This window comes from Flavobacterium commune (genome assembly GCF_001857965.1).
GTDB classification, from domain to species: domain Bacteria; phylum Bacteroidota; class Bacteroidia; order Flavobacteriales; family Flavobacteriaceae; genus Flavobacterium; species Flavobacterium commune.
This window is the reverse complement of the sequence record NZ_CP017774.1, coordinates 2,849,590-2,876,539: the sequence shown is the minus strand read 5'-3', so window position 1 is coordinate 2,876,539 and position 26,950 is coordinate 2,849,590. Positions and strand designations below refer to the sequence as shown.

Genomic DNA, 26,950 nt, shown 5'->3' with positions numbered 1-26,950 from the left:
AATGATTCATTTCTTTGAAAACCAAAGCAACGCAATTTTTGCCGTACAAACACAAGGCGAAATTTCGGCTCAAGATATTTCTAAACTGAACTGGCTTTTTGCCAATGCAAATAAGATAGAGAAATCCGTATTGACGGATTTTTTTGTTGGTCCTCGCGCCACGATGATTACGCCTTGGAGTACCAATGCCGTAGAAATCACTCAAAATATGGGGATTTCCGGAATCATTCGTATCGAAGAATTTCACAAAGCAACGGAAGATTTCACTGATTTCGACCCTATGCTTTCTCAAAAATATACCGAATTAAATCAGGACATTTTTACCATCAATATACAACCGGAAGCTATTTTGAATATTGATGATATTGACGCTTACAACAAACAGGAAGGTCTGGCTTTAAGCTCAGAAGAAGTTGAATATTTAGATAATTTGGCCACCAAATTAGGAAGAAAACTAACTGATTCTGAAATTTTTGCTTTCTCACAAGCTAATTCGGAGCACTGTCGTCACAAGATTTTCAACGGAACTTTTGTTATTGATGGTATTGAAAAAGAAACTTCTCTTTTCAAATTAATCAAAAAAACATCTCAGGAAAATCCTAACGATATTGTTTCGGCTTACAAAGATAACGTGGCTTTTGTAAAAGGACCAAGAGTACAACAATTTGCTCCAAAAACTGCTGACAAACCTGATTTTTATGAAGTAAAAGAATTTGATTCTGTTATCTCATTAAAAGCAGAAACGCATAATTTCCCAACTACTGTAGAGCCTTTCAACGGTGCTGCAACAGGTTCAGGAGGAGAAATCCGTGACCGTTTGGCTGGTGGACAAGGTTCGTTGCCAATGGCAGGGACTGCGGTTTATATGACTTCATATTCTCGTTTAGAAGCAGAACGTCCTTGGGAAAACGGCGTTGCTGAAAGAAAATGGTTGTATCAAACTCCAATGGATATTTTAATCAAAGCTTCAAACGGAGCTTCTGATTTTGGAAATAAATTTGGACAACCACTTATTACAGGTTCCGTTTTGACTTTCGAACACGAAGAAAACAACCGTAAAATTGGTTACGACAAGGTTATCATGCAAGCTGGTGGAATTGGTTACGGGAAATTAGATCAGGCTATCAAACACAAACCACAAGAAGGCGATAAAATCGTTATCCTTGGTGGAGAAAATTACAGAATCGGAATGGGTGGAGCTGCGGTTTCATCTGCTGACACGGGAGCTTTTGGTTCAGGAATTGAATTAAATGCTATCCAACGTTCGAATCCGGAAATGCAAAAACGTGCTGCTAATGCCATTCGTGGATTGGTAGAAAGCGATAATAACCCAATTGTTTCTATTCACGATCACGGTGCCGGTGGACACTTAAACTGTCTTTCGGAATTGGTGGAAGATACAGGAGGATTAATCGACTTAGACAAATTGCCTGTGGGAGACCCTACCCTTTCGGCAAAAGAAATTATTGGTAACGAATCTCAGGAAAGAATGGGATTGGTTATTGGTAAAAAAGATATTGACACCTTACAAAGAATCGCCGACAGAGAGCGTTCGCCAATGTATCAGGTGGGAGATGTAACTGCTGACCACCGTTTTACTTTCGAATCAAAGACTACTGGGGCAAAACCAATGGATTATGCTTTGGAAGACTTCTTCGGAAGTTCTCCAAAAACAATAATGACAGACAAAACTGTTGATTATAATTATGCAGCATTAGACTATTCAGTAAAAAATATTGCTACTTATTTAGAGCAAGTATTGCAATTAGAGGCTGTAGCCTGTAAAGACTGGTTAACAAACAAAGTAGATCGTTGTGTAGGTGGAAAAGTAGCCAAACAACAAACTGCAGGACCATTGCAATTGCCATTGAACAATTGCGGTGTAATGGCTTTGGATTTTCAGGGAAAAGAAGGAATTGCAACGTCAATAGGACACGCTCCTATTGCTTCACTAATTGATCCTGTTGCTGGAACAAGAACTGCTATTGCCGAATCCTTATCGAATATTGTTTGGGCTCCAATTAAAGACGGATTGAAAGGAATTTCTCTTTCAGCAAACTGGATGTGGGCTTGTAAAAACGAAGGTGAAGACGCTCGTTTGTATGCTGCTGTTGAAGCTTGTTCTGACTTTGCAATCGAATTGGGAATCAATATTCCAACAGGAAAAGATTCGCTTTCGATGAAACAAAAATATCCAAATGATGAAGTAATTGCACCGGGAACGGTAATTATTTCAGCAGCCGGTAACTGTACTGACATTAGAAAAGTAGTAGAACCTGTTTTACAAAAAGACGGTGCTTCTATTTATTATATCAATTTATCTCAGGACGAATTCAAATTAGGAGGATCTTCTTTGGCACAAACTTTAAATGCTATTGGTAACGAAGCGCCTACTATCAAAGATGCTGCGTTCTTTAAAAAGGCTTTCAACACGATTCAGGAATTAATTTTGGATAACCAAATCGTAGCGGGTCACGATATCGGAAGTGGTGGTTTGATTACTACTTTATTAGAAATGTGTTTTGCTGATGTGAATTTAGGAGCAAAAATTGATTTCTCTGTTTTCGAAGAAAAAGACATCATCAAATATTTATTTGCTGAGAACATCGGTATTGTTTTCCAGGCGAAAGAAGATGCTGTTATAGAAAACAAATTGAATGCTAACGGAGTTTCGTTCTACAAACTAGGAACTGCAACTAATGAAGCTACCTTAGACTTTGGTCCTTGTAAATTAGACATTGCTAAATACAGAGACGTTTGGTTTAAAACTTCATTCTTGTTAGACCAAAAACAATCTAAAAACGGAACTGCACAAGAGCGTTACGATAACTATAAAAACCAGGCATTAAACTTTAGTTTCCCTGCTCATTTTACAGGAAAAAAACCTGAAATTGATGCTTCGAAACCAAGACCAAAAGCAGCTATTATCCGTGAAAAAGGAAGTAACTCCGAGCGTGAAATGGCTAATGCGATGTACTTGGCAGGTTTTGATGTAAAAGACGTTCACATGACCGATTTGATTTCTGGTCGTGAGACGCTTGAAGATATTCAGTTCATCGGAGCTGTGGGTGGATTCTCTAACTCAGATGTTTTAGGTTCTGCTAAAGGTTGGGCCGGAGCATTCAAATACAACGAAAAAGCCAATACAGCCCTGAAAAACTTCTTCAAAAGAGAAGACACTTTATCTGTTGGAATCTGTAACGGTTGTCAATTGTTCATGGAATTGGAAGTAATCAATCCGGAGCACGAAGTACACGGAAAAATGCTGCACAACAACAGTCACAAACACGAGAGTATCTTTACTTCGGTAACCGTACAGGAAAACAATTCGGTAATGTTGTCAACTTTAGCTGGTGCAACTCTAGGAGTTTGGGTTTCTCACGGTGAAGGTAAATTTAATTTACCAATGGGTGAAGAAAATTACAACATCGTAGGTAAATACGGTTATGAAGGATATCCTGCAAACCCTAATGGTTCTGATTTCAACACAGCCATGTTATGTGATGCTACAGGACGTCATCTGGTTACCATGCCACACATTGAACGTTCTGTTTTCCAATGGAACTGGGCTAATTATCCAAGCGGCAGAAACGACGAGGTTACTCCTTGGCAGGAAGCCTTTGTAAATGCCAGAAAATGGATTGAAAACAACTAATTTTTAGTTTTAAATAACAGAAAGCGTTCTCGAAAGAGAGCGCTTTTTTTGTGAGATAATTTTTAATTAACAAATTATAAATCCTTACATTTGGTTTTACATTAACTATAAAAACAGCAAATAAAAAACCATGAAAAAATCACTATTAATTTTAAGCTTCTGCGTACTTTCTCTTTCAGCAAACGCACAAAGCACTTCAAAAATCCAAAAAATAAATCAACTACTGGAATTGACCGGTTCGGGAAAAATGGCAATACAAATGATGGATCAAATGATGGGCAGTCTTAAAATTAGTCATTCTAAAACTAGTGAGGATTTTTTGAAAGAATTCAAAAAAGAAGTAAAAGCAGAAGATATAACAAATATGATTATTCCTATTTATGATAAACATTATACTGAAAGTGATATAGACCAATTGATTGCATTTTATAATTCTCCTATTGGAAAAAAAATGATTAGCACCATGCCACAAGTAATGCAAGAATCGATGATTGTGGGGCAAAACTGGGCAAAACAAATTATCGAAAAATCTCAGGCTAAACTTAAAGAAAAAAACAATTTGGAAAAGTAATATAGTATGGATAGTTTTGCTTAAGTCTATCAAAATACCAATATCAATTTATAAAATAAAAAATCATGCCATCACCAGTTTCTGAATGTTTGTATTGCCAGGAAAACGAAACCTTACACAACCTAATGATTAAAATTACCGACCTGAAAGTATCACAATTGTTCTTATTTAAAGAGCAATCATACACTGGCCGTTTAAATGTAGTTTACAAAGATCACGGAGTTGAATTTCATGAACTAAGCGAAGAACAACGCAATGCTTTTATGGATGACGTTGCTACCACTGCAAATGCTATTGCGAAAGTTTTTAATCCTGATAAAATCAATTACGGGGCTTTTTCGGATAAATTATCGCACTTACATTTTCATATCGTACCTAAATATGCAGATGGCTATGGTTTTGGAAGTGTTTTCGAAATGAATCCAAACAAAGTAGCACTTTCTGATGCTGAATACGATGCTATCATTGAAAAATTAAAGCAAACTTATAATAGTCTCCAACTTTACAAAACGAAATCCTCTTTTTAAATCCGTTTAAAAAGAGGATTTTTTTTACCATGTTCTATGAATAACAGGAACACGGACCTGTCTGCCGACAGGCAGGTTAAACTGATTTTAGCAGATTAACTCAGATTAAAATTAAGACAAGTTAATAAAAATCTGGTTTTATCCGTTCAATCCGTTTCATCTGTGGACTATTATTTTAGTCTGCTTAAGCTGACACAATTAACAAACTGTACCCATAAACAACAACATTTCTGTATCTGTACTTATCTTTTTGGAATAGATAATTTTACTTTCTAAATATCAAAGTATGGAAACAATTATCAAACAACAGCAAAATCTAAACTTCAGAGCGGTTACAATCTCTGATATGAATGCAATTGTAAAGCTTTACCAGGAACAAAAAACAACATTAGATTCAGCTTTGACAAAGCAATTTGGACTTCCGTTTTATGTAGCCGAATTGGACAGTAAAATAGTTGGATACTCTTGTGCAACTAAAAATATTCCAAACAATTACCAGATAAATACCTATATTGATTCTCCATTTTCTAATGATTACGTTAACGAAACTTTAGCCCAGGAATCTGCCATTTTTTTCAAAAATGAATGGCAAAATGGTCATTATAAAAATCTATCCACAGCTATAAATCAATTGGTTAATTGGTTAAACAATTCCAATTCCTAAGACTCAAATGGTTACAGTTATAATTTTTACTACTTTTATAGGACACAAATAACACAATCATAAAATGTCGAAAGAAATTTTATATCTAAAGATTGCAAAAATAATCGAAGAGCAAATTGCAACTGGAACCCTCAAAACAGGAGAAAAGCTGCCGTCTATTCGTACCGTACAAAAAATCTACAACGTCAGCATCAACACGGTAAAACAGGCTTTTTTAGAATTAGAAAGCAAATCTTTAATAGAATCCCGACCAAAATCAGGTTATTATGTCAGCAGAGCTTTCAATACCCGACTGGCACTTCCTTCGATAAACAAACTCCATTTATCCGACAAAGAAAAGACTCCTGAAGACTTAATCGGTAAGGTATTCAATACTTTGACCAATAAAGACTTCACACAGTTTTCACTGGGAGTTGTGGATAAAAGTATGCTGCCCATTGCTAAACTCAACAAAGGTATTATAAAAGTATTACGCAATTTAGAAGACAGCGGAACAGGCTACGAACCAGCACAGGGAAACATCAATTTGAGGAGAAATATTGCCAAATGGTCTTTTACCTGGGATGGCCATTTGACAGAAGATGATATTGTAACTACCTCCGGAGCACTAAATGCGCTATTTTATTCTTTAATAACTGTAACTAATCCCGGAGATACGGTTGCCATTGAAAGTCCTGTTTATTTTGGTATTTTGCAAATGATAAAATCACTGGGGTTAAATATTATTGAACTTCCTACGCATCCTGTTACAGGTGTGGCCATCGAAGATTTAAAAAAAGTACTACCTAAAATAAAAGCCTGTTGTTTTGTCACCAATTTCAACAATCCTTTGGGAAGTTGCATGCCTGAAGAAAACAAAAAAGAAGTGGTTCGTTTGCTTACAAAGCATAATATTCCTTTGATAGAAGACGATTTATATGGTGATTTATTTTTTGGTCCCAGCCGACCAAAACCTTGCAAAGCTTTTGACGAAGCTGGGATTGTCATGTGGTGTGGTTCGGTGTCTAAAACCTTAGCTCCGGGTTATCGTGTGGGCTGGGTTTCACCCGGTAAGTTCAAAGAAAAATTAATTCGAAAGAAACTATTGCATACCATGTCGAGTCCGCCTCTTTTTCAGGAAGTAATTGCTGATTTTATGGAATATGGCCGCTACGAACATCATTTAAGAGGATTACGAAATACGTTATATAATAACTATTTGTTTTTTCAACGCACTATTGAAGAATATTTTCCCGAAAATACTAAAATTTCTAAACCACAGGGCGGATTTGTATTATGGCTAGAGCTAGATCCAAAAATTGATACTGCAGTCTTATATGACATTGCTGTACAGCATAAAATAGGTTTTGCTCCGGGAAGAATGTTTACGCAACACGATCAATACAACAATTGTATGCGATTGAATTTTGCCATAAAATGGGATGAAAAAGTCGAGCACAGCCTCAAAAGTCTGGGTACATTAATCAAACAACAACTATAAGATGAAAATATATCAAATTGATGCCTTCACTAAAAGCGTTTTTTCCGGAAATCCAGCTGCCGTTTGTCCACTTGAGGAATGGTTAAGTGATAAAATCATGCAAAAAATTGCCGCCGAAAACAATCTGGCTGAAACTGCTTTTTATGTAAAAAATGGCGATAAATATGATATCAGATGGTTTACTCCTCAAACTGAAGTTGACCTTTGCGGACACGCAACTCTGGCGGCAGCTTTTGTTTTATTCAATTATGAAAATCATAACGATTCGATTATTACATTTCACTCACCCAGAAGCGGAGATTTGACAGTAACCAAGGAAGGCGATTTACTTTCGTTAAACTTTCCCGTTGATGAATTTGAACCAATTCCTTTGACAAATGAAATCTGTGATGCCTTTGACAGTAAACCTCAACTGGCTTATAAGGGAAAAACCGACTACATGCTCGTTTTTAATACTGAAGAAGAAATACTGAACTTAAATCCCAATTTCATTAAGCTTTCAAAACTCCCGGTGCGTGGAATTATTGTTACCGCCAAGGGAAACAACTCCGATTTTGTTTCTCGATTTTTTGCACCTCAATCCGGTATTAATGAAGATCCGGTAACCGGTTCAGCACATACCACTCTTATTCCGTATTGGGCAAAAAAACTGAATAAAACAACATTATCAGCTATCCAACTTTCGGAACGAAAAGGTTATTTAGATTGTGAACTTTTAGAAAACAGAGTTCGCATTAGCGGATACGCTATGTGTTATTTGATTGGGGAATATTTTTTATAAAAAAGAAAAGCCACTTTAAAACTAAAGCGGCTTTCTTTAAAAATTTATCAAACCCTAAAATGACAAATTATATATTTTCTATTTTATATTAATCGATTTCTAATGAAATGTTTTCCATAAAAATTTGTGGTTCTCTTTCATTTTGCCAATAATCAGCAAGAATACTCAAAACAACATCTTTTAATCCACTGAAAGAACTTTCTAATTGATGTTCTTCGTCTTTGATTACTTCAATAAGTAAATCATTTACTTTTCTAATCTTATCTGAATTTGTCATCTTGTCTATAATTAGTTCGTTAATTATTTCCTTTTTTATTCGAAGTAAAAGTATATGAATTCGCTTTTTATAGCAATACCCACTTTTAGTGATTTTTTGATAAGAAATTAAGAAAAAACAACGTATTATCTTACTGCGAATCGAAAAACGTTACAATCATACTTTTAAGCATACTCAAACGCTTTCTCCAAATTCGATATAAACCAAGCAATTGAATTAAAAAAACAATTATAATAAATACCAATAAAAAATACTTAGCGGTGGTAAAATGAATATTGTAACTAAAAAACAGCAACAATCCACACACAAAACCTATTCTACTAATTATGGCAATAAGAGCATATTTTTTTAAGCTATAATAAAGACGTTCTAAAGCGACTTTAATATTCGAACCATTTGCTAAATACTTATTATAATGATAACCATAAATGCTATGTAATATTGGCATTAAAAGAGTGCTTATCAAAACCAAATTAACCCATATAGGTTTTTCTGCTCCATCAAACATTGAATAATACACCATTAAAAATAAACTCCATGCCATAACTTCAATCACAATTTGTTTTCGAATTGATTTCAAAACGGGATGTTTGTTTTCTTGTAACATCAATAATAGTGTTTCCTCGCTTTTGGGAATGGACTGTACCGCATTCCAATCGGATTTTAAATCGTCTATTTCCATGATTATTTCATTAAGGTTTTTATTTTGGCTTTAACGCGATTGAGTTTTACACCAACATAATTTTCATTGATTCCCGTAATTTCAGCTATTTGCTGATAAGACAATTCTTCAAAATACAAGGCTATCAAGGCTTTTTCGCTATCGTCTAATAATTTTAAAACGGCAAACAATCGTTCTTGTCTTAATTCGATTTCATCACTTTTTTGCTCTTCGGCAAAATCAGGCAATTCAGAAGAATAATTAATATTGGTTGTTTTCTTCCTAAAAGAAGCTATTGCTGTATTCAAAGCAATACGATACATCCAGGTACTTATTTTTGCATCTCCTCTAAATTTAGGATAGGATTTCCAGAGTTGAAAAACAATTTCCTGAAATAGATCTTCACAATCTTCATGACTATCACGGTACAACCGACAAAGTTTATGGATCATCGCATTGTATCGGGAAAGTGTGGCTAAAAAATCTTTTTCTATGGATTCCATTTACTATCATTTCATTTCGAAAACCAACTAAGATAAGCTAATCTTATTCATTTTCAATATTTAATTCTTTCTTTATCAAACGAATATCTTCAATAATTTGCTCATTTTGAAGTTTTAAACTATCCAGCTGTTCCTGAAGATTTTTATCTCTAATTTTTGATCTTCCCTCTGGAGATGATTCTTTTCCACAAGACACTACCATAAAAAGTAGCATCATAATAATTGTTTTCATAGGTTTTGATTTTGATACATTAGTTGTCTTTATTTTTAAAAACTTACAACATGCTTCAATTTTTTTCTCAACACAAATAAGCAAGGCTTAAAAACAACACAATCAACTATTAATCAATATCTTAAACAAAACAAACATCCCTGATTTAAAACAAGAGGAAATATTTTTTCGTAAATTTATTTTAAACAATTGCCATAAAAAATGAGTACTGAACTTTGTTACCAACTAACAAAAAAACACATTAAAATAAGGTTTAAAATCTATTTACATCTAAAACAAAAAAGACATGGAAGCACAACTTGAACAAATCCGGGAACAACAAAAAGACTCCTGGAACAAATTTTCACCTGGTTGGAAAAAATGGGACAGCCTGATTATGGAATTCTTACACCCTATAGGTGATGAAATGATAAAACTTCTGAACCCAAAAGAAAATGAAAGCGTACTGGATGTAGCATCAGGAACAGGGGAACCGGGTATTAGCATTGCCCTAAAAATAGGAAACGGTAAAATAATATTCACCGATCTGGCTGCAGGCATGCTTGAAATAGCTGAGGAAAACGCACGTAAAGCAGGAATCCCAAATTTTGAAACCCAGGTTTGCGATGTTTCTGAACTTCCTTTTGCTGACAACAGTTTTGATATTATTAGTTGCCGTCTGGGTTTTATGTTTTTTCCTGATATGCAAATGGCCGCCAAAGAATTAGCCAGAGTACTCAAACCCGGAGGACGAATTACAACTTCGGTGTGGGCTGGTCCTGAAAAAAACTTCTGGGTAACTGCCATTGGTGGAACCATAAACAAAAATATGGGGCTTGAAGCTCCTCCTGAAGGTGCTCCGGGTATGTTTCGCTGTGCCAAACCTGGATTTATTGCCAACATGTTTAAAGAAGCAGGTCTTAGAAACATCTCGGAATCCGAAGTATTAGGAGCGGTAAATTGCGGAACTGATGAAACTTATTGGTCCATGATGACTGAGATTGCAGCTCCATTTGTGGCTGCGCTAAGCAAAGCCGATGACAGCATGAGAGCAAAAATAAAAAAAGAAGTTTCTGAATTAATCAATGAAAAATTTCCCGATGGTAATGTTTCAATTCCTTCAAGTGCATTCGTTATTTATGGAGAAAAATAATATTTAAATATTCCTCTGAGTCATTTTTTTATTATAAATATAAAAAAAAATGCTTCAAAAATTTGCGCAACCAATTAATTGCATTTAAATTTGCAACTAATTGGTTTCTTAATTTAAAATAAAATGAGACGAGATATATTCCAAGCCATTGCCGATCCTACAAGAAGAGCCATTATAAGTCTCATTGCTGTTCAGGCTATGACACCTAATGCCATTGCTGAACATTTTAACACCAGCAGACAAGCCATTTCTAAACATTTGCGGATTCTTTCGGAATGTGAATTAATCCAGCAGGAGCAAAAAGGAAGGGAAATTTATTACCAACTCGAGCTCAATAAAATGAAAGAAATAGACCAATGGTTAGCACAATTTAAAGCCATTTGGGAAAACCGTTTTAACGAACTTGATAACATATTAGCAAACCTTAAAAACAAAACAGATGAAAACGAATCTACAATTTGACTTCATTGTCAACAAAGAAAACAAAACCGTAAACGTAACAAGAGAATTTGCAGCCAAGCTTCCGTTGGTTTGGGATGCCTGGACAAAACCTGAAATATTAGATTTATGGTGGGCACCAAAACCGTATCAAACCAAAACAAAATCGATGGATTTTAGAGAGGGCGGTACTTGGTTGTATTACATGGAAAGTCCTGAAGGAGCAATACACTGGTGTAAAAACGATTATAAAAAAATTGAACTATTAAAAAGCTTTTCTGGTTTGGATGCGTTTTGTGATGAAAACGGCACTACAAACAACGACTTCCCACGTACAGTTTGGAACAATACTTTTACTGAGAACGGAGAAACTACAACAGTAACTATTGTGGCTCAATATGAAAAACTAGAAGACCTGGAACAAATCATTGCTATGGGATTCCAGGAAGGATTTACAATGGCATTGGGCAATCTTGATGACTATTTAAACGAAGCAACTAAATGATTCTATGCAAAAAAGCCCGTCTAGTAGTAGCAATTATTTTTTGTAGCCAAATCAATTTTGGTCAGATCAATTTAAAAATCGAAAAGAATCAAAGCTATTTTACAGAAGGTAAAGACAGTATTTTAACGTACCAAGCCTCAGAAAAATCGATTAATGGGAAATACATCCGTTCGAATTATATTCATCCATTATATACTTTGGATGGTACCGTTTTAACCGAAGATTTCCCTGTCGATCATTTGCATCATCGCGGGATTTTCTGGGCTTGGCATCAATTGTATATTGGCGATAAAAGAATTGGCGACGGCTGGGAAATAGAAAATTTTAAATGGGAAGTTACTTCTGTAAAGGAGAAAAAAACAAAAGACGGCAGCAAGGCCATACAAACTACCGTTCTTTGGAAATCGCCTTTGTGGAAATCCAAAAACGGAAAGGAGAAAGCATTTGTAAAAGAAATGACTACTATCCAAGTCTATCCAAAACAACAGCATTATCGTCTGATTGATATTGAAATTGCACTATTGGCACTCGAACCGAATATAAAAATTGGTGGCTCAGAAGACGAAAAAGGTTATGGTGGCTTTTCTCCCCGAATTCGCCTTAGTGATGATATTGTGTTTACTGATCCAAGCGGAAAAATCACCCCTACTAACCTTCCTATCCCTGCCAGCGAATGGATGGATATTTCGGGGGCTTTAGCTACAAATGGAAATCAAGCCGGACTTACTATTTTATGTAATCCTAAAAACCCGGGAGCTAAAAATCCCTGGATTTTACGGGCTAAAAAAAGTATGCAAAATGCAGTCTATCCGTTTCCCGGAGCAAAAGCAGTTCCGTTATCGAATAAAAAACCAACTGTGTTACGCTATCGATTAATCATTCACGACGGTAATGCCAACAGCATTCCGATTGATGAAATTTATCACGATTATGCTAGTAAATAATATTGGGATGTCTTCCCGAGCGAAGTCGGGGGATTCGTTCTCGACTTCGCTCGAACTGACAATCGAAACATTCCATTCAACTTAAATACTAGTTAGAAACCACTTTATAAGTAGGATCTTCGATAATATTCACCTCAATAATTCCCTGAGCGTTTTGCAATAGTTGGCGACAGTCTTCGCTTAAATGGCGTAGATACAACGTCTTCCCTACTTTAGCATAACGCTCGGTAATTTTGTGCACGGCATCGATAGCACTCATATCGGCAATTTTACTTTCTTTAAAATCAATAATTACTTCATTGGGATCATTCAGCACGTCAAATTTTTCAGCAAATGCGGTAGTTGAAGCAAAAAACAAAGGACCATAAATTTCGTAATGCTTCACTCCTTTATCATCGATATATTTTTTGGCACGAATGCGCTTCGCACTTTCCCAGGCAAAAACCAATGCTGAAATGATAACTCCAATCAATACGGCTAAAGCCAAATTGTGCAACACAATAGTGATAAGTGCGACTGTAATACCCACGAAAATATCGTGTTTTGGCATTTTGTTGATAATTCGAAAACTAATCCATTCAAAAGTACCTATTGCCACCATAAACATTACACCTACTAAGGCTGCCATTGGTAATTTTTCAATTACAGGAGCGCCAAATAACACAATACAAAGTATCGTTAAGGCTGCAACAATTCCGGATAATCGCGCTCTGGAACCTGCCGATAAATTCACCAAAGTTTGTGCAATCATTGGACAACCGCCCATCCCAAAGAAAAAACCGTTTAAAATATTAGCACTTCCCTGAGCCACACATTCCCTGCTTCCATTTCCTTTTGTCCCGGTAATTTCATCCACTAAATTTAAAGTCAACAAACCTTCGGTCAATCCCACACAAGCCATAATCAAAGCATACGGAAGAATCAATTGTAAAGTTTCTAAATTCAAAGGAATATTAGGGATGTGAAAAGGTGGAAATCCACCACTCACCGATGCGATATCGGCAACAGTTTTAGTTTGGATTCCAAAGCCTAAAACCAATGCAAAAACTACCATAATTGCCACCAAAGAAGCTGGAATGGCTTTGGTGATTTTTGGAAAAAACAACACAATTCCAATGGTCAAAGCTACCAAGCCCAACATAATATACAACGGACTTCCTGACAACCAAACACTTTCGCCATTCACTATTGTCTTAAATTGCTCTAATTGCGACATAAATATGACCACCGCCAAGCCATTTACAAAACCAAACATCACGGGCTGAGGCACTAATCGAATGAACTTTCCCAGTTTAAACAAACCTATTAAAATTTGGATTACTCCTGCCAATGCCACAGCGGCAAAAACATAATCCAAACCATGCGATTTCATTAAGGCTATCAACACAATTACGGTTGCTCCTGCTCCTCCGGAAACCAATCCCGGACGTCCGCCAAAAATTGCTGTTACCAAGCCCATTATAAAAGCGGCATACAATCCAACTAAAGGCGGAAATCCTGCCAAAATTGCAAAAGAAAGCGACTCCGGAATCATGGTCATAGCAACCGTTAATCCCGCTAATATTTCGGTTTTATAATTTACTTTTTGCGAAAAATCAAATAAGTTAAAATACTGCTTCATTCTTTTGTGGAAGATTATAATATTAAAGCCTGACAATTAGTGGCTTTTTTCAGGAATTGCAAAAGTAAGTTTTTTAAAAGCTTGTTCAAACTAAATCGGAATTAGCTGCTCTTTGGATTTAAAACTATTTTCAAAAAACAAAAAATTGTATATTTGCCAACTCAAAATACTACATATAAATGTGATAACTAATTTCTTTCAGACTATTTAAAGACGCAAACCTCAACGGGTTTATCTCGTCTATTACTCTTTAAAGAAAGAAATTATGCTTATTTTACAAAACATTAGATACATACATCCTAATAAGGATTTGTTGTTCAGCAACATCAATTTAACTGTAAATCAACACCATAAAATTGCTCTAATTGGCAACAATGGTGTCGGAAAATCAACTTTGTTAAAAATAATTGCTCAGGAGATTCAAGCTTCTGAGGGACAATTAAAAACAGAGACAAAACCCTATTATATTCCGCAAATTGTGGGGCAATACAACCATCTGAGCATTGCAGAGGCTTTGGGCATTGATAAAAAGCTACAGGCTTTACACGAAATCTTAAATGGAAACACTTCAGAAGTAAACTTCAATCTGTTAAACGACGATTGAACTATTGAAGATCGTTGTTTGGAAGCTTTAAAATATTGGCAACTAAACGATTTAGATTTAAATCAGAAAATAGAAAGTTTAAGTGGCGGACAAAAAACGAAAGTTTTCCTCACCGGAATTACCATTCATCAGCCTGAATTGATTTTGCTGGATGAACCGAGTAATCATTTGGATAGCAAAAGTAGAATGTTGTTATATGATTTTATCCAATCTTCTAAAAGTACTTTGATTATAGTCAGTCACGATCGAAAATTACTCAATCATTTAGATACGGTTTGCGAATTAAGTTCAAGCGGCATATCAGTCTATGGAGGAAACTACGATTTTTATCTGGAACAAAAACAAGTTGAAACTGCTGCTTTGCATCACGACATTCACAGCAAGGAAAAAGCGTTGCGAAAAGCCAAGGAAAAAGAACGGGAAACACTGGAAAGACAACAAAAACTGGATTCCCGGGGAAAAGGAAAACAGGAAAAAGCGGGAGTTTCTCGAATAATGATGAACACTTTGCGCAACAATGCCGAAAACAGCACTGCTAAACTAAAAAATGCACATGCTGAAAAAGTAGATTCCATTTCGCAGGATTTACAACAATTGCGTAAAACAATGCCCGATTTTGATAAAATGAAATTTGGGTTTGATAATTCATCCTTACATAAAGGGAAAGTTTTGTTTACTGCAACAGCAATTAATTTTAGTTACGAAGCAAAAAATCTCTGGACAGAAAATTTGAATTTTAAAATCACAAGCGGCGAACGCATTGCCTTGAAAGGTACAAATGGTTCTGGAAAAACTACTTTAATCAAACTTATTTTAGCTAATTTAGAACCGCAATCAGGCATCATTTATAGAGCAGAATGCAAATCGGTTTATATTGACCAGGATTATTCGTTAATCAATAATAGCTTAAAAGTGTATGAACAGGCCCAAACTTTTAACAACTCGGCTTTGTTAGAACACGATATAAAAATGAGGCTCAACCGTTTTTTGTTTTCAAACCAAAGCTGGGATAAAGTTTGCTCCAGCTTAAGTGGTGGCGAGAGAATGCGCTTGATGTTATGTTGCTTAACCATAAATAATCAATCGCCTGATGTTATCATTCTGGACGAACCAACAAATAATTTAGACATTCAAAATATCGAAATTTTAACCCGTGCAATCAATGAATATCAAGGCACATTAATAGTAGTTTCTCATGATGATTATTTTTTAGAACAAATAAATATTCAAAGTACCATTCAACTTTAAATGAATTGACCACAAATTCGCAAATTAATTTAATACTTATATGGGCTTAGCAAACAATTAGTCGTCAACAGATAAGCAAAGACTTAAATGACTTATATGGTTAAAAACTATCATACATTTCAATACTTTTCTTTACATTTAAATAAAACTCACCAAATGGAAACCACCGATTTTTTTAAAGATACTTTCGAATACAATTATCATTTCAACCAGGAACTCATTCAGCTATTCAAAAAAGAGAAACAAAACATTCCCGAAAAATCCATCAAATTATTGAACCACTTGATTAATGCGCAGGAAATTTGGAATGCCCGAATTCTTAATCAAGACATTTCTGTAGCTGTTTGGGAAATCCGACCTTTAGAAAATTTGAAAAATCATAATAAAACCAATTACAACCAAAGTATAAGTATTTTAAACAGCATCGAATTAAGCAAAAAAATAGAGTATAAAAATTCCAAAGGAATCGTCTTTTCTAATACGGTTCAGGATATTATTTTTCATATTATCAATCATTCTACATATCATCGGGCACAAATTGCTAGTGATTTGGCAGCAAATGGCATAGACCCCATCAATACCGATTATATCTTTTACAAAAGAAAATAGCAATTCTAAAAAAATCCTTTTTTAGGATTTAAACCAAAATATGGGATAGATTTTTTAACTTCGTTGCCGCAATGAAAATAAGTACATTCATATTATCCATTTTAATACTTGTTTTATCTTTAAAACCTTGCTCGGACGGAAGTAATGCCGAAGACCTTAAAAAAGATAACATTAGTCTTAGGCACAATCATCAGGAAGATCATGATGATTCCTGCCCTGTGACTTGTATTTGCAGTTGTTGTGGAATGTCAATTACCTTCGAAAGTATTACAAACTATACCTTTAGAGTGCATACTGCCATTTCTAATGTAGTATTATCTTCTTACCAATCTGACTATCAGTTTGATTCTGTTGCTGCTATTTGGCAACCTCCTCAATTAATTAAAATTATCCAGACAAAAAGTCTAATTTTTAATTAATTAAATTTCATTTCTAATGAATAAACTCCTTTTGAGCGCAATGCTCATACTATTATCATGCCTTGCGGTTAAGGCACAAACAACTGATATCCAAATACAAGTAGTTTCTGAAAACGAAGCCGTAATTGGTGCCAACATTTATCTCGAATCAGAACAAAAATCGGCTGTTACGGATGCTGATGGAAAAGCTCAGTTTTCGAATGTTTCCAATGGAAAACAAACGATTATTATTTCTTATCTGGGCTTCGAAACCCTGAAAAAAACAATTCAACTTCCAGACCAAACCGTTTTTGTCTTTCATTTAGAACCCAATGAAAACGAGCTTGAAGAAGTAGTTTTACAAACTTCCCGAACCAGCAGAACGGTTAAAAAAATCCCAACCCGAATTGAATTTATCAATAGCGAAGAATTAGAAGAAAAAGCGACGATGAATCCAACAAATATTTCGATGGTTTTGCGCGAAAGTACCGGAATCCAAATGCAACAAACTTCGTTAAGCAGCGGAAATTCGAATATTAAAATCCAAGGTCTTGACGGACGTTACACCCAACTTTTAAGAGATGGCTTTCCTTTGTATTCCGGTTTTTCCAGCGGATTGAGTATTATGCAAATTCCGCCTTTAGACCTAAAACAATTTGAAATTATCAAAGGAAGTTCGTCCACACTTTATGGTGGTGGCGCCATTGCCGGTTTAGTGAATATGGTTTCGAAAACTCCTGATGAAGATGCTGATTTGGACATCATGCTAACCCAAACACACGCCTTGGGAAGTACTGCCAATGTTTTTTACAGTAAACGAAATCAAAAATTTGGAACAACGCTTTATGGTTCGGCACATTATCAAAAAGCCTATGATCCCGAAGATGATGATTTTAGTAATTTACCCCAAACAAAATCCATTTCTTTTAATCCAAAATTCTTTTATTATCCTTCCGAAAAAACAACTTTTTGGCTGGGCATTAACGGAACTTACGATGACCGAATTGGAGGCGATATGACAAAAATTAAAAGTCAGCAAAACGGCATTCATCAGTACACCGAAGACAACATTTCTAAGCGTTTGAGTTCTCAGGCGGTATACAAAACGCAGCTGGATTCGCTGAGCAATTTCAATATCAAAAACAGTATTTCTTATTTTGACCGTTCGTTGCAAGTGCCTGATTTAAATTTTAGCGGAAAGCAAATCAATACGTTTACCGAAGTAAGTTATGAAAGAGCCAATGCTAAAACCGATTGGATTTTGGGTGCAAATGTGTATTCGGTTAATTTTGATGAAGCCGATAAAGCCGCATTGCAGCGTGATCAAAAAGAACTCACTTATGGATTGTTTGCCAATAGCATTTTTGATATTAGCGAAAACTGGATTCTGGAAACCGGCTTGCGTACCGATTACAATCCCGATTGGGGATTTTTCCCTTTGCCAAGAATTTCCTTGTTGTACAAAAATGAAAATGGTTTTTCCAGCCGAATTGGTGGTGGTTTAGGCTATAAAATCCCGGATATTTTTACCGAAGAAGCTGAATCGATTAATTTCGAAAATGTATTAGGCATTGACAAAGACAATCTAAAAGCCGAACGTTCGTATGGGGTGAATTATGATTTTAATTACCAAACGCGTTTGGGCGAAATTGGATTCTCAGCAAACCAGCTTTTTTATGTTACCGCTATTCAAAATGCCTTATTATTAAATAGCTCCGGAACCAATTTCCAATTTGAAAATGCTGCTGAAGTGATTTTAAGCAAAGGTGCCGAAACCAACATCAAGTTCAATTACAAGGATTTTAAATGGTTTTTAAACTATGCATTTATTGATGCCCGTTTGCATTATCTGGCAGGAAACCCACAAAAACCACTGACTCCAAGGCACAATGCGGGCAGTGTAATTATGTATGAAAGTGAAGCCTGGCGCATTGGTTTTGAAACCTATTACACCGGACAACAATTGTTATCGAATGGAACTAAAACCACTGATTATACCACAATGGGATTTTTACTGATGCGCAATTTTAAATGGGGAGCGCTCTTTACTAATTTTGAAAACTTTACTGACCGAAGACAAAGTCGTTTTTCACCATTGGTTTTACCTACACACGACCGACCTGTTTTTCCAGAAATTTATGCTCCTACCGACGGATTTATTTTCAGTCTGGGAATTATCATAAAGCCTTTTGGGAATAAAGAACATTAATTTAAACGACCCAATTCCCCTCTTGAGAGGGGTTAGGGGTGTGTTTTAATTACTTTTTAAAGCAAACTTTTTATAACAACCTCTTTTATCCTTTTAAAAGAGGTTGTTTTTTTGGGGCGTTCCCTCGTTGAAAAAATTGATTATTAAATTCTGGATTTTTTCAACGAGGTCAGGTTTCCCGATAGCTATCGGGACGCTGTATCTTTTATTTCGCTACGCTTCATAAAAGGATGCCGCTCCCTCCTCAACGCAAATCCTGCTATCAATAAATATTATAAAAAGACAAGTTTTGATTTGTAGGAATATTTTATATATTTGAATGTAATCAAAAGATTATATTAGCTGAGTTCATATTGGTAAAAGTCAACAAAATTTAATTGATAATAACGGAGTACAAGAACCTAATAAAAAATCTATTAAAAAAACAATATTGAAAATATTACATATAATTGGAAATGGTTTTGATTTAAACCTTGGTTTAAAAACAAGCTATAAGGATTTTTATGATTTTTATAAATCTCTTGAATCAACAAAAAATAGTATAAATAATTTAAAGACAAATATTTCAAGTAATTATAATAACTGGTCTGATTTAGAACTTGCATTGGGGCAATATACAGAAGAATTTTCGACAGTTGATGAATTTGATGAAGTCTTTGAAGATATCGGAGAACAACTAGCAAAATATTTGAAATTAGAAGAATCAAAATTTCAATTTGAAGTTGACAAAGAAAAATTTTTTGAAAATCTAGTAAAACCGGAAATTTATCTTCCTGTTGCTGATACAAATAGAATAAATACATTTAAAAGTAGCTTCATAAATAATGCTTGGGTAGTTGATGTTTTCACTTTTAACTATACCTCAATTATTGAAAAAATAATTGAGAATAAAAAAAATATTAAAATTGGAAATCATATAAAAGAAACCAATCCCGTCACTTTAAGAAATGTAGAGCATATTCACGGTTATGTTGACGATAGAATGGTTTTAGGGATAAATGATATTTCTCAATTAAAAAATAAAGAATTCCACAAGAATGTTGATGTATTGGAAGCAATTGTAAAAGAAAAATGTAATATTGCGTATGGTCATACTATAGATAGCTTATTCAAAACAAAAATTTCACAGGCTGAGATAATTTGCATATTTGGTTCTTCTTTGGGCGACACAGACAATATTTGGTGGGAATTAATTGGTAATAGATTAAAAGAAAGAAATATTCCAATAATAATTTTCACTAAAGGGGAAGAAGTTATTTCTCCAAGAATCGGTTATAAAAATAATAGAACAAAAAGAAAAATGATAAACTACTTTTTGAAAAAAACAAATTTATCAAATGAAGAAATTGAAAAAGTAAGTAGTAACATTTTTGTTGCTTTAGATACTGGAATGTTTAAAGAAATATTAAAAAAGTAAAGAACTTATAGGGACCCAACCCCGATCGATAGGATATACGAAAACGTTGGCGCAGAATTGCATTCTGTGCCTACAACAGTGAGTAAATACCACTCTGGCGCTCGTTTGCAAAACGAGTGCCTACTTACCCCACTGGTGCTCGATTGCATCGAGTACCTACTTACATGAATAGATAAATCGTAGCGTTTGCAACGCGGTTCACTAAAAAAATAATTCTTAAACAAATATATCAATGTCTGAAAAATATAAAGTTATTGATAGTACCGTCCCCACTTTTATAACTATAACGGTAGTAGACTGGGTAGATTTATTGGTGAGACCTGTCTATTGCAATATCATAGATGATTCTTTAAATTATTGTATCAAAGAAAAAAGATTAAGTGTACATGCTTATGTTTATATGAGTAGTCATATACATTTAATTGTTACAGCGTTTGATGATGAGCTGCAAAATGTTATTCGGGATTTTAAAAAATTCACTTCCAAAAAACTAATTGAAGCCATCAAAGAACATCCCGAAAGCAGAAGAGAATGGCTATTGCGAAAATTCAGCTATGAAGCACAAAAATCAGGAAAGGCAAAAGATTATAAATTATGGCAGGATGGTTTTCATCCTGTTATATTAGACACTTTAGAAAAAATAGAACAAAGAATAAATTACATTCATTATAATCCTGTAGAAGCCGAAATTGTCTTTCATCAAAGAGATTATGTCAATAGCAGTTATAGAAATTATGAAGAAGACAATACTATTTTTTGTAATGTAAATGTAGAACCTTTATGGTAAGTTGCTAAATTAGCCGCATTGCAAATGCTCTATTTAGTCATCAAACGTAAGTAGGTACTCGATGCAATCGAGCACCAGATATCTTAGGCAAAAATCTACCATTTAAAACCCAAACAGCAACCCGATAGCTATTAAAATCAAAACGAGATAATTTAAACCAATATTAATATTATGAAAAAGTTACAATTCAAAGTAAGCATCAATGCCCCTGTGACCAAGATTTATGATTTTATGCTTGGCATCAACAATAAATCAACTTATGAGCAATGGACTTCTTTGTTTAACCCGACATCGACCTATGAAGGAAGTTGGGACAAAGGAAATAAAATGCTGTTTATTGGAGTAGATGAGAAAAGCGAAAAGGGAGGTATGGTTTCCAGAATAGCTGAAAACATTCCCAACCAATTTGTGTCGATTCAACATTATGGTCTTGTTAAAGCTGACAAGGAAATTACAGCAGGACCGGAAGTGGAAAAATGGGCAAACGGATTTGAAAACTATAGCTTCGAAGAAAATAATGGCACAACAATCGTTACTGTTGACTTAGACACCACTGAAGATTTTGTAGATTATATGAACCAGCACTTCCCAAAAGCACTCGATAAGCTGAAAGAACTTTGTGAAAAATAAGAATTTCACACTGGCTCTCGTTCAATGTCATTAAGTTAAGCTTATTTTGTGTCATTTCGACGAAGGAGAAATCACAAAACGTAAGTAACATGTGCGATTCCTCATTCTTAGAAATGACAAAACAGGCTGTATTTTCAACGCTCGTGCGAATCCTTTCGCGCCAAGCTCGGCGAAGTCTCCTGACTTCGCCAAACAAGCTAAGCAACGCAATAAAGTGGAAATCTTCCATGTTCGCAACATTAAGCAAATAACCTAAACTAATACTTTATCTAGTTAGTGGCGGAGATGCTTCCTTCGTCAGCATGAGAATTTTGTGCATAGCTGGTGTATTAAAAAATTAATTGCAACAGCATAGCACTACTAAGGATGAATTTGAGTTTAACCTGGATTACACATTTGGAAGACACTTAACACAGATGAAGCGAATTCACACGATTATTTAATTGTTTTTAAAGCCTAAAATCTGCAACCATCAGCATAATCTGCGTGACAAAAAAATCAACAAAATACTAATGCGGATTCTGAGTTTAACATAAATATTTCTAAAAAACATATTATTTACAATTGTTAATCCTTTTTTTATTTTTACATTTGCCTTATTTTTATTTATTCTAAATAGAACAAGCAAATTAAACCTAAAAAGAAAAATCCTGTCTAAAATTGTAAAATAATAAAATAATGAAGAAAAATCTATTTGTTTCTCTTGCTTTGGCTACTACTTTCTTTGCTACAGCTCAACAAAAAAATTCACTATTAGAACCGTCTTTTTGGAAAACATCTCCTGATGTTACTGCACTTAAAGCAGAAATTGCAAAAGGAAGTAATCCTTCTGCAAGCAATCCAATGGCTTTTGACGCTGTGGTTTATGCCATTAATAATGAGGCTCCAAATGAAACTATTAAATTTTTATTGGAACAACCAGGAAATACGGTAAGCAAATTAACTCATGATAATCGTATCTATCTGCATTGGGCAGCCAGCAAAGGAAATCTGGAAATAGTAAACTATTTAATTGCTAAAGGTTCAGATATTCATTTTGAAGACAGCCACGGAACTACTCCTATAACATTTGCCATTAATGCCGGTCAAAAAAAAACAGCCCTGTATGACGCTTTTTTCAAAGCCGGATTAGATGTTAAGAAAAAATACAAAGACGGAGCTACTCTCTTACTTTTGGCTATAGCAAATGACAAAGATCTAAGCCTAACTAATTATTTTATTGCTAAAGGACTTTCGTTAAAAGACACAGACAACAATGGTAATACTGCTTTTAATTACGCAGCCAGAACAGGAAATATTGAGCTTTTGAAAACACTTTTACAAAAAGGGGTAAAAGCTACTGACAATGCACTTATTATTGCTGCTCAGGGTTCTCGTCGTGAAGCGAATACCATTGAAGTTTTTCAATATTTAACAGATGATTTAAAGCTAAATCCAGGTGTAGTTTCTAATGAAGGAGAAAACGTATTACACTATTTAGTGCGCAAACCCAATCAATCCGAAATTATCACTTATTTCTTAAACAAAGGAGTTGAGGTTAACAAAGCTGATAACGATGGAAATACGGTGTTAATGAATGCAGCCGCTGCCAGAGATACTCAGGCACTGGAATTATTACTTCCAAAAGTAAAAGACATCAACGTTCAAAATGCAAAAGGGGAATCAGCATTATCTATAGCAATCTTGTCAGGAACTCCGGAAACTGTTGAGCTTTTATTGAGCAAAAAAGCTAATATTGCTGTTTTGGACAAAGACAACAACAACTTAGGCTACTATTTAATCCAATCGTATCGTCCACAAATGATGGGAGGACGTGGTCCAGAATCTAGCAATGCGCCTAAGGCAGACCCTTTTACTACAAAAATAAAATTATTGCAAGATAATGGTTTGAAACTGGCTGAAGCACAAAAAGACGGAAGTACTTTGTATCATTTTGCAGTACTAAAAAATGATTTACTTTTGTTAAAAAAAATAGCCGATTTAAATATTGATATAAATGCCAAAAACAAAGACGGATTAACCGCTTTGCACAAAGCTGTTATGATTGCAGACAATGATACCATTATAAAATACTTATTGTCCATTGGTGCCAAAAAAGATATTAAAACCGACTTTGACGAAAGTGCTTACGACTTAGCCAAAGAAAACGAAACACTAACTAAAAACAACATTTCTGTTGAAATTTTAAAATAATAAAATGAACTCATTAATTAAAACAGCCTTAGCTGGCGCATTTATTTTCCTTATTTCTTTTCAGACTAACGCACAAAGCAGCAAATACAAATGTATGCTTCAAATGTCTAATTATGCTGGCGAAGGCGCTTATGTAGTAGTTTCTTTGATTAATGCCAAAGGTGATTACGAAAAAACACTTTACGTAATGGGAGACGACAAAAAATGGTACAACAGTTTAAAAGAATGGCATAAATTCAACTCTAAAAAACCTTCTAACATTAGTGCTATCACTGGTGCTTCAGTTACTGGTGGAGATCGCAGCATGACAACAATTGAAATTGATGATTCTAAAATTAATAAAGGATATAAATTGCGCTTCGAATCGGCAGTTGAAAATCAAAAATACCATGTTTCCGATGTAGAAATTCCACTTACAACTGCTGGAATTGCAGCAAAATCGGAAGGAAAAGGATACATCCGCTACGTAAGATTAAGCAAAATTTAAAAGCATAGCTAAATGACTCTTTCTTTTTGGCGGTACTCACACCTCGCTTTGGCGGTATTTTCTGCTGCATTTTTAATTATCGCATCCGTTACAGGTACAATACTTGCAGTAGATGCTATACAGCAGAAAATACCTGCCCATCGGGTGGAAAATTTCGATGCTATTACATTGGGGAAAACCCTGCCTGAACTTCGAAAAAGCTATCCCGAAATAACCGAATTAAGTATCGACCACAATCAGTTTGTTACTTTACAAGCGATTGATAATGATGGAAACGATGTCAATGCGTATATCAATCCAGAAACAGCAAAAATCATTGGTACTCCAACTAAGAAAAGTGATTTTATTAATTGGATTACCGGACTTCACCGCTCTTTATTTCTACATGAAACAGGACGATTGTTTATAGGAATTAATTCTTTTTTATTAGTATTAATTGCTATGTCAGGTTTTGCTCTTGTTATCAATAGGCAAAGAGGTTTACGCAACTTCTTCGCTAAAATTATCAAAGAATATTTTGCACAATACTACCACGTTTTATTGGGGCGTTTGGCATTAATTCCCATCTTGATTATAGCACTTTCGGGAACTTATTTATCAATGGAACGATTTCATCTTTTCGAAAATGAAAACCAAACCGAAAACCCAACAACAACTCAAACTAAAAAAACATTCGATTTAAAAAATACTCCTTTAGCCGAGGTTACTAAAATAGAATTTCCTTTTTCAGACGATGAAGAGGATTATTATATTTTCGAACTAAAAGACCGAAAAATAGAAGTCAATCAATATTCTAACGAAATTATTTCAGAAGAACTTTACCCTGCCTCAGCCCTATTAGCCGATTTGAGTTTGGACTTACACACCGGAAGAGCCAATAGTATTTGGGCATTTATTCTCGGATTAGCTTCTTTAAACATTCTGTTTTTTATCTATTCGGGATTTGCTATGACCTTTAAAAGAAGAGCAAGCCGCATTAAAAATAAATTCAAAGCCGAGGAAAGCAAATATATTTTATTAGTAGGCTCAGAAAACGGAAGTTCGTTGCGCTTTGCCAATGCTATTTTGAAACAAATCATTGATAATGACGAAAAAGCACATTTGGCACAACTAAACAATTATACGCTTTACCCAAAAGCGGAACATTTACTCATTTTCACTTCCACTTATGGCTTAGGTGATTCACCTTCTAATGCCAGTAAATTTGTATCGCTTTTAGAAAAAAATTCGCAACATCAAACTATTAATTATTCTGTAATTGGTTTTGGTTCCAAATCCTATCCTGATTTTTGTGGTTATGCCAAAGAAGTTGATGCCCTTTTAGAAACTAAAACCTGGACCAATCGCTTGTTAGAATTACAAACCGTAAATGATAAATCAGCCGAAGAATTTGTCAATTGGGTACAACTATGGAGTGCCAAAACGGGGATTTCATTAAGCACTACTCCATCGGTTTACAATCATATTCCTAAGGGATTGCAACAATTAATGGTTTTAGACAAAACCATCATTTCAGAAACCGACCAAACTTTTTTATTGACTTTAAGAGCCGGAATTCGAAGCAAATTCACATCAGGAGATCTCTTGGCTATTTATCCGGCTAATGACAATCGCGAACGTTTGTACTCTATTGGAAAAAGAAATGGAAATCTTCAATTAGCCGTAAAATTGCATCCTAACGGTTTAGGTTCCGGATTTTTATACAATCTAAAACCAGGAGATACAATCAAATCTCAAATTATAAATAATCACGCTTTTCATTTTCCCAAAAAAGCAAGCCAGGTTGCTCTAATTTCAAATGGAACAGGAATCGCTCCTTTTCTGGGAATGATTGCACAAAATAAGAAAAAAACCTACATTCACTTGTATTCCGGATTTCGCCAAGAAACTGAAATCACGAAGCATTATCAGGATTTTGCTTCAGAAATGATGCAAAAACAATATTTAACACAATTTCATCTGGCATATTCCCGTGAAGCCAACCATCATTATGTGATGGATTTAATCCAAATTGACGCTGATTTCTTTGCTAATTTATTGCAAAATGATGGCGTAATTATGATTTGTGGTGCACTGGCCATGCAGTTTGATGTCGAAAAAGTATTAGACGCTATTTGTATTTCTAAAAATAACACAACACTTTCTGAATACAAAGTCAAAGGGCAAATCCTGACTGATTGTTATTAATTTTATGACTTTCTTATCAATCATTGAGAATGGCACACAGACCTGTCTGCCGACAGGCAGGTGAAGCTGATTTTAACGGATTATCGCTGATTGTAGTTTATAAAGAGCTATAAAAAATCTGTTTTTATCTGTCCAATCAGTCTCATCAGTGGCCTATTTTTTTATTGTGTCCGCTTAAGCGGACTGTTAT

The 26,950-nt window shown here is 34.8% G+C and carries 24 protein-coding genes and 1 pseudogene; 20 read left to right on the top strand and 5 right to left on the bottom strand.

Annotation, left to right across the window (positions count from 1 at the left end):
* Position 1: 1 nt before the first annotated feature.
* The 6 genes from purL (at position 2) to BIW12_RS11995 (ending at position 7,678) form a co-directional block, all read left to right on the top strand.
* The gene (gene purL, locus BIW12_RS12020; RefSeq protein WP_071185336.1) at positions 2 to 3,655 is read left to right on the top strand and encodes a phosphoribosylformylglycinamidine synthase; all 3,654 of its coding nucleotides are present in this window, start codon (positions 2 to 4) and stop codon (positions 3,653 to 3,655) included.
* A 130-nt stretch (positions 3,656 to 3,785) separates the two neighbouring features.
* Positions 3,786 to 4,226, top strand: coding sequence for a DUF2059 domain-containing protein (locus tag BIW12_RS12015; RefSeq protein WP_071185335.1), 441 nt, complete (start codon positions 3,786 to 3,788; stop codon positions 4,224 to 4,226).
* Between the two features lie 65 nt (positions 4,227 to 4,291).
* Positions 4,292 to 4,753 (top strand): HIT family protein, encoded by a 462-nt coding sequence (locus BIW12_RS12010; RefSeq protein WP_071185334.1) that lies wholly within the window; start codon positions 4,292 to 4,294, stop codon positions 4,751 to 4,753.
* A gap of 286 nt (positions 4,754 to 5,039) precedes the next feature.
* Positions 5,040 to 5,417 (top strand): hypothetical protein, encoded by a 378-nt coding sequence (locus tag BIW12_RS12005; protein WP_071185333.1) that lies wholly within the window; start codon positions 5,040 to 5,042, stop codon positions 5,415 to 5,417.
* A gap of 64 nt (positions 5,418 to 5,481) precedes the next feature.
* Entirely contained in the window at positions 5,482 to 6,897 is a 1,416-nt protein-coding gene (locus BIW12_RS12000; RefSeq protein ID WP_071185332.1) for an aminotransferase-like domain-containing protein, read from the top strand.
* Position 6,898: 1 nt separating this feature from the next.
* Positions 6,899 to 7,678: a PhzF family phenazine biosynthesis protein gene (locus BIW12_RS11995; RefSeq protein WP_071185331.1), complete on the top strand. Its 780-nt coding sequence runs from the start codon at positions 6,899 to 6,901 to the stop codon at positions 7,676 to 7,678.
* Positions 7,679 to 7,766: 88 nt separating this feature from the next.
* Here BIW12_RS11995 and BIW12_RS11990 read toward each other — a convergent pair whose 3' ends face one another.
* The 4 genes from BIW12_RS11990 to BIW12_RS11975 all read right to left on the bottom strand — a co-directional run bounded on the left by BIW12_RS11990 (position 7,767) and on the right by BIW12_RS11975 (position 9,351).
* On the bottom strand, positions 7,767 to 7,955 hold the full coding sequence (locus tag BIW12_RS11990; RefSeq protein WP_071185330.1) for a hypothetical protein: 189 nt from the start codon (positions 7,953 to 7,955) through the stop codon (positions 7,767 to 7,769).
* A gap of 130 nt (positions 7,956 to 8,085) precedes the next feature.
* A complete protein-coding gene (locus tag BIW12_RS11985; RefSeq protein ID WP_071185329.1) occupies positions 8,086 to 8,637 on the bottom strand; it encodes a hypothetical protein in 552 nt (183 codons plus the stop codon).
* 2 nt (positions 8,638 to 8,639) lie between these two features.
* The gene (locus BIW12_RS11980) at positions 8,640 to 9,119 is read right to left on the bottom strand and encodes an RNA polymerase sigma factor (RefSeq protein WP_071185328.1); all 480 of its coding nucleotides are present in this window, start codon (positions 9,117 to 9,119) and stop codon (positions 8,640 to 8,642) included.
* A gap of 43 nt (positions 9,120 to 9,162) precedes the next feature.
* Positions 9,163 to 9,351 carry a hypothetical protein gene (locus BIW12_RS11975; protein WP_071186373.1) on the bottom strand — a complete coding sequence of 63 codons (189 nt, stop codon included), beginning with the start codon at positions 9,349 to 9,351 and terminating at the stop codon, positions 9,163 to 9,165.
* Positions 9,352 to 9,637: 286 nt separating this feature from the next.
* Here BIW12_RS11975 and BIW12_RS11970 point away from each other — a divergent pair, with 286 nt between their 5' ends.
* The 4 genes from BIW12_RS11970 (at position 9,638) to BIW12_RS11955 (ending at position 12,370) form a co-directional block, all read left to right on the top strand.
* Positions 9,638 to 10,483, top strand: coding sequence for a class I SAM-dependent methyltransferase (locus BIW12_RS11970; RefSeq protein ID WP_071185327.1), 846 nt, complete (start codon positions 9,638 to 9,640; stop codon positions 10,481 to 10,483).
* Between the two features lie 123 nt (positions 10,484 to 10,606).
* On the top strand, positions 10,607 to 10,945 hold the full coding sequence (locus BIW12_RS11965) for an ArsR/SmtB family transcription factor (RefSeq protein ID WP_071185326.1): 339 nt from the start codon (positions 10,607 to 10,609) through the stop codon (positions 10,943 to 10,945).
* Positions 10,923 to 11,426: an SRPBCC family protein gene (locus BIW12_RS11960; protein ID WP_071185325.1), complete on the top strand. Its 504-nt coding sequence runs from the start codon at positions 10,923 to 10,925 to the stop codon at positions 11,424 to 11,426. Before BIW12_RS11965 ends, BIW12_RS11960 begins: the two co-directional genes overlap by 23 nt.
* Positions 11,423 to 12,370, top strand: a complete 948-nt coding sequence (locus tag BIW12_RS11955; protein WP_071185324.1) for a DUF6807 family protein — start codon at positions 11,423 to 11,425, stop codon at positions 12,368 to 12,370. The genes BIW12_RS11960 and BIW12_RS11955 overlap by 4 nt, the downstream gene beginning before the upstream one ends.
* 88 nt (positions 12,371 to 12,458) lie before the next feature.
* Here the strand turns inward: BIW12_RS11955 and BIW12_RS11950 are convergent, their stop codons facing one another.
* Positions 12,459 to 13,991, bottom strand: a complete 1,533-nt coding sequence (locus tag BIW12_RS11950) for a SulP family inorganic anion transporter (protein ID WP_071185323.1) — start codon at positions 13,989 to 13,991, stop codon at positions 12,459 to 12,461.
* Positions 13,992 to 14,256: 265 nt separating this feature from the next.
* Here BIW12_RS11950 and abc-f point away from each other — a divergent pair.
* The 10 genes and pseudogenes from abc-f (at position 14,257) to BIW12_RS11900 (ending at position 26,760) form a co-directional block, all read left to right on the top strand.
* Positions 14,257 to 15,843 (top strand): annotated as a pseudogene (gene abc-f, locus BIW12_RS11945) (ribosomal protection-like ABC-F family protein).
* A gap of 156 nt (positions 15,844 to 15,999) precedes the next feature.
* The gene (locus tag BIW12_RS11940; RefSeq protein ID WP_071185322.1) at positions 16,000 to 16,452 is read left to right on the top strand and encodes a DinB family protein; all 453 of its coding nucleotides are present in this window, start codon (positions 16,000 to 16,002) and stop codon (positions 16,450 to 16,452) included.
* A gap of 71 nt (positions 16,453 to 16,523) precedes the next feature.
* The gene (locus BIW12_RS11935) at positions 16,524 to 16,871 is read left to right on the top strand and encodes a DUF6660 family protein (protein WP_071185321.1); all 348 of its coding nucleotides are present in this window, start codon (positions 16,524 to 16,526) and stop codon (positions 16,869 to 16,871) included.
* 16 nt (positions 16,872 to 16,887) lie between these two features.
* Positions 16,888 to 19,059 carry a TonB-dependent receptor gene (locus BIW12_RS11930; protein WP_071185320.1) on the top strand — a complete coding sequence of 724 codons (2,172 nt, stop codon included), beginning with the start codon at positions 16,888 to 16,890 and terminating at the stop codon, positions 19,057 to 19,059.
* A 430-nt stretch (positions 19,060 to 19,489) separates the two neighbouring features.
* The gene (locus BIW12_RS11925; RefSeq protein WP_071185319.1) at positions 19,490 to 20,476 is read left to right on the top strand and encodes a bacteriophage abortive infection AbiH family protein; all 987 of its coding nucleotides are present in this window, start codon (positions 19,490 to 19,492) and stop codon (positions 20,474 to 20,476) included.
* Positions 20,477 to 20,708: 232 nt separating this feature from the next.
* The gene (locus BIW12_RS11920; RefSeq protein WP_071185318.1) at positions 20,709 to 21,263 is read left to right on the top strand and encodes an REP-associated tyrosine transposase; all 555 of its coding nucleotides are present in this window, start codon (positions 20,709 to 20,711) and stop codon (positions 21,261 to 21,263) included.
* Between the two features lie 171 nt (positions 21,264 to 21,434).
* Positions 21,435 to 21,893: an SRPBCC family protein gene (locus tag BIW12_RS11915; protein ID WP_071185317.1), complete on the top strand. Its 459-nt coding sequence runs from the start codon at positions 21,435 to 21,437 to the stop codon at positions 21,891 to 21,893.
* Between the two features lie 678 nt (positions 21,894 to 22,571).
* Positions 22,572 to 24,086, top strand: a complete 1,515-nt coding sequence (locus tag BIW12_RS11910) for an ankyrin repeat domain-containing protein (RefSeq protein ID WP_071185316.1) — start codon at positions 22,572 to 22,574, stop codon at positions 24,084 to 24,086.
* A gap of 4 nt (positions 24,087 to 24,090) precedes the next feature.
* Complete coding sequence (locus BIW12_RS11905) at positions 24,091 to 24,573, top strand: DUF2271 domain-containing protein (RefSeq protein WP_083382115.1); 483 nt, start codon at positions 24,091 to 24,093, stop codon at positions 24,571 to 24,573.
* A gap of 12 nt (positions 24,574 to 24,585) precedes the next feature.
* Positions 24,586 to 26,760 carry a PepSY domain-containing protein gene (locus tag BIW12_RS11900; protein ID WP_071185315.1) on the top strand — a complete coding sequence of 725 codons (2,175 nt, stop codon included), beginning with the start codon at positions 24,586 to 24,588 and terminating at the stop codon, positions 26,758 to 26,760.
* The last annotated feature ends 190 nt before the right edge of the window (positions 26,761 to 26,950 follow it).